This window comes from Acetivibrio ethanolgignens, from assembly GCF_001461035.1.
Classification (GTDB): Bacteria; Bacillota; Clostridia; order Lachnospirales; family Lachnospiraceae; genus Velocimicrobium; species Velocimicrobium ethanolgignens.
The window spans coordinates 1-4,075 of the sequence record NZ_LNAM01000029.1; the positions used below are offsets into that span (position 1 = coordinate 1).

Consider the following 4,075-nt stretch of genomic DNA (forward strand, 5'->3'; position numbering starts at 1 on the left):
ACTGCCAGATATTGAATTTTCAAGGTGCATAGCGAAAATTTATGTGCGAAGTTTGAGTAATTAATAATAATTTGGAATTAGGATTTGAAAGAATGCATCTGATGCCTGTTTATGGATTCCAAAATAAGCAATACTCGGGAAAAGTTGAAACATGGAAAGATGCATTACAGATATATGAGCAGATTATATTAAGCGGTTATCGTATAGAAATTGAACCTTTCTATAGTTTATATAGAAAAATCAGATATCCGCATACTTTTTTTACATCTTTTTATCCATGCAATGCAGGAATAGAGAATATATGCATAGGAGACGATGGAAGATATTATCTTTGTAATCACTTTGTTGGAGGTGAGGCTATAGGCGAATATAATACAGGGATTCCTAATAATAAAACTATATCTCAGTTTATTAAAAAAATATCGGGAAATTCAATATGTGGTGAATGTATTTACTTAAGGTTATGTGGTGGAACATGCTATCATAAGCTCTTTATGGATAAAGCACCAACCACAATGGATGATTGTACTAACTGGATAGAAATAATAAAAATGGTAATACGAAGTTATGTGAGATTAAGTCTTATTAATCCACACGCATTGGATATGCTATGTGACACCAATAAGGGTTGGAAGAAGGTTGGACGTGATGAAATTAATCGTAACATAAATAGACAAATATATAATATGGAGGAAAGGGGGATCAATTAGCTTATGGAAAAGATTACTATCTTTTCAGATAACAAAACATGTTGCTATTTAAGCAATATATCAAATATGATTTATGGATTCTGTAATGAGGATATCGAATATGTTAAAAATACATCAGGATCGAGATGTAAAAATGTTGACGAAATATATGACTGGATCTATATGGGTGCAAAAGAATTGGGAATGGATGAAGTAATCGATATTTCAGATTATAATAAGTTAAATATTCCTGTATACACAGTAAAAAAGAATGGGGCACTCTATCATACCAACTATGGGAAAGGAATTACTATTTCTCAAGCAAAAATTTCTGCATTAATGGAGTTTATCGAGCGTATGTCGGCTGAAAAGAGTGGAACTACGAATATATGGGGCACTTATGATGAATTGACAAAAAAAGTACCATATGAGATTGTTAACCCTTCGAATATGATAACATTATATACTAATTATGTATCTGAAACTTTAAGAATTAATTGGATTCCTGTTTTTAATATATCAAAGATGGCGATAGCATTTTTACCAACAATAGGCGTATTATTTCCATATTATGAAGATGAAGAAATACTTTTTAATAATAACACAAATGGAATTGCAGCTGGCAGTAATTTCCATGAAGCCATTATACAAGGGGCGTATGAAGTTATTGAAAGGGATATAATATCTATTGGACTTGCAACAGGCAAGTATAAAAATGTAAAAAAGGAAAGTATATCTGATGAAACTATAAATGAGATACTAGCTGAGTTTTCAAAACAAAACATAGATGTATCTGTGAAGTATATTGTGAATGAGTTTGACATTCCATGCTTTATTGCATGTTGTAACGACGAATATGCTAAAGGAATATATGGCGGATATGGATGTCATACAAGTAAAACAGTTGCATTAGTGAGAGCACTTACAGAATTGGCACAAAGTATAAAATCATTGTCCTATAGTGGTGATGAAATACAATTAATTAAAAGAGAATCAACTATAAAAGAAACAATTTGGAACGTAGTGAAAGAAGAAATTGGTTTTGATGAAATCAATTCTACTGTCTTTTCTGATATGAATGAGGAAACTGAATATATTATAAATCTTTTATTAGAAAAAAATATGCACATTTATGTCGCAAATTTGACAGCTTATGATACAAGTGCATCTGTTCCAGTAGTAAGAGTGATAATTCCTGGGATGGAAAACTGGTATGATACTAGAAACCGAATAGGGAGAAGGCTCTATAATGAAATGCAAAAATGCTAATAAACAATTTGAAATAGTAAAAAAAGAGTTTCCGATACATTTTAGCATTGGAGACAAAAAGTTCTTTGTAAATCTTGCAACGGTAATTGAATTAGAAGAGTTAAGGGAAAAAGGGAATTTTGATAGAAGGTTAATGACATGCCGTCCTATTATAGAAAAAACAAAAGAGGAACACATAGCATTATTTAGTGATTTAGTTGAAAATAATTCTAACCTTTTACTTGGCATATATCATAAGAATGGTAAAGAAACTGAGATAATAGGAAGAATATCATTTTATGACAACAATCCTAGAAATAAAAGTGTTGAAATGGGATACTTGTTAACGGAAATTTGGCAGGGGAATGGAATAATGAGAACTTCTTTACTAAGCGTAATAGAGAAATTGTTTGGCGTGTGTGATTTGAATAAAATATATGCACAAACTTGTGAACTTAATACAAGATCACGTAATCTCCTTGAAAAATGCGGATTTTGCGTTGATGCAAGATTGAGACAACATCATGAGTACAATAGTTTTTTTTATGATGATTATATTTACAGTATTTTAAGAGATGACTATATGCTACATGGAGGTTTAGACGAAGATGTTTAAATTATTATTTTTAAATGCTGATGATGTAATGAAAGAGTCATTGAAACGGAATTACATTATGATGAAAGAAATGGTTGATGAGGAAATTGAGTACTTGCCATATGTATTAGGAACCCGTCCTAATAATAATAAAATTAATTTAGAGCAATATATTTCTATTGCGAAAAAAATGGGACTAAAAAGGATAGAGGAAATACATCATTTTGATAACATCGATATATCTGTATTTTCAGCGGAGCATGCGAAGAAAAATGAAAATGTTATTTCTTACAATAGTGGAAAAGGGCTCGAAAAAAACCAAGCACAAATGTCTGCAGTAATGGAGTTTATTGAAAGAAAATCAGCTACAGAACATCAGCCCACAAGAATTAATATGTCATATTATGATTTGGATAAAGACCTGGCTATTGAACCAGCAAGCTTATCTACACATTTTGCAGAATATGTGTCTAATTCGAATACAATAAACTGGTTTCCAGTTATACGATTAAATGATGGTAAAAATTTCCTGTGTCCTACAATAGCTGTGTTGTTTGACTATTATGATGATGTGCCACTGTTCTATAATAACTCTAATGGATTAGCCTCTGGTTTAAACTTTTCCTCAGCAATTGTGCAGGGAATATATGAAGTTGTTGAACGAGATGGACTATCCGCTGCCTTTGCAACAAAGAACTATTATGATTTAGACATGAATACAGTAGATGGCAATATTTGTAAGGAGTTGATTAATCAATTTAACTATAATGGAATAGAAGTTAATATAAAATATGTGAAAAATGAATTTGATATGCCTTGTTTTATTGTTACAGGCAATGACAAGAAACAAAAATCTTCACTTTTTTTATGCGGTGGATTTGGATGCCACTCTGATAAAGAGATTGCCCTACTAAGAGCAATGACAGAGTTAGAGCAAACAAGGCGCGTGATATATGAAAATAAGCGAGAAGATATAAAGTATATGCGTCCGAATCATAATGATAAAATGGATTATGATAGGATTCTAAGAAAAAACAAAGATTGGTATTCCTATGATAAAAATAAGAGCATTTCTTTTAGTGATATTACGTCAAAGCAGTTTAAAACAGTAGCTGAAGAACTCTCATGGCAAATTGAGCAATTAAAAAAATCAAATTACGAGATCTTTGTGGCTAACTTATCGAGCAAAGGCATCGATTCGATACCTGTAGTGCGAGTTATTATTCCCGGACTAGAAAATTGGTATCATGATACAGAACGAATAGGAAAAAGATTATTCAAGACAATACATACAAGTAAACGCTCCATACAGGTATCTGAAAAATGAGAGATGAAACTTTTTCTGTAAAGTAAGAACTGGTGTAACTATTCCTGATATGTGTAAGTACTTATGTATATCAGGAATAGAAGAGAGTATTATTTTTGTTTTATATTATTCGGTTAAATACCCATTTTGCCGAATGGTATTGAAATTCCATATTAAATAGTGTCTGCTGATTAAGCTAAAACACTTAATTTTACTGACTTTTACCTCGTTTTCTGC

4 protein-coding genes are annotated in these 4,075 nt (G+C 31.3%); all 4 read left to right on the plus strand.

Annotated elements, in window-relative coordinates; all coding sequences use genetic code 11:
• The first annotated feature begins 71 nt into the window (after positions 1 to 71).
• From ASU35_RS02690 to ASU35_RS02705, 4 genes are read left to right on the plus strand one after another with little or no spacing between them, the layout of a single operon-like run.
• Positions 72 to 710, plus strand: coding sequence for an SPASM domain-containing protein (locus tag ASU35_RS02690; RefSeq protein WP_147525343.1), 639 nt, complete (start codon positions 72 to 74; stop codon positions 708 to 710).
• A 3-nt stretch (positions 711 to 713) separates the two neighbouring features.
• Positions 714 to 1,958, plus strand: coding sequence for a YcaO-like family protein (locus tag ASU35_RS02695; RefSeq protein WP_058351559.1), 1,245 nt, complete (start codon positions 714 to 716; stop codon positions 1,956 to 1,958).
• Entirely contained in the window at positions 1,939 to 2,553 is a 615-nt protein-coding gene (locus ASU35_RS02700) for a GNAT family N-acetyltransferase (protein ID WP_058351560.1), read from the plus strand. The genes ASU35_RS02695 and ASU35_RS02700 overlap by 20 nt, the downstream gene beginning before the upstream one ends.
• Positions 2,546 to 3,859, plus strand: coding sequence for a YcaO-like family protein (locus ASU35_RS02705; RefSeq protein WP_058351561.1), 1,314 nt, complete (start codon positions 2,546 to 2,548; stop codon positions 3,857 to 3,859). The genes ASU35_RS02700 and ASU35_RS02705 overlap by 8 nt, the downstream gene beginning before the upstream one ends.
• Positions 3,860 to 4,075: the final 216 nt, after the last annotated feature.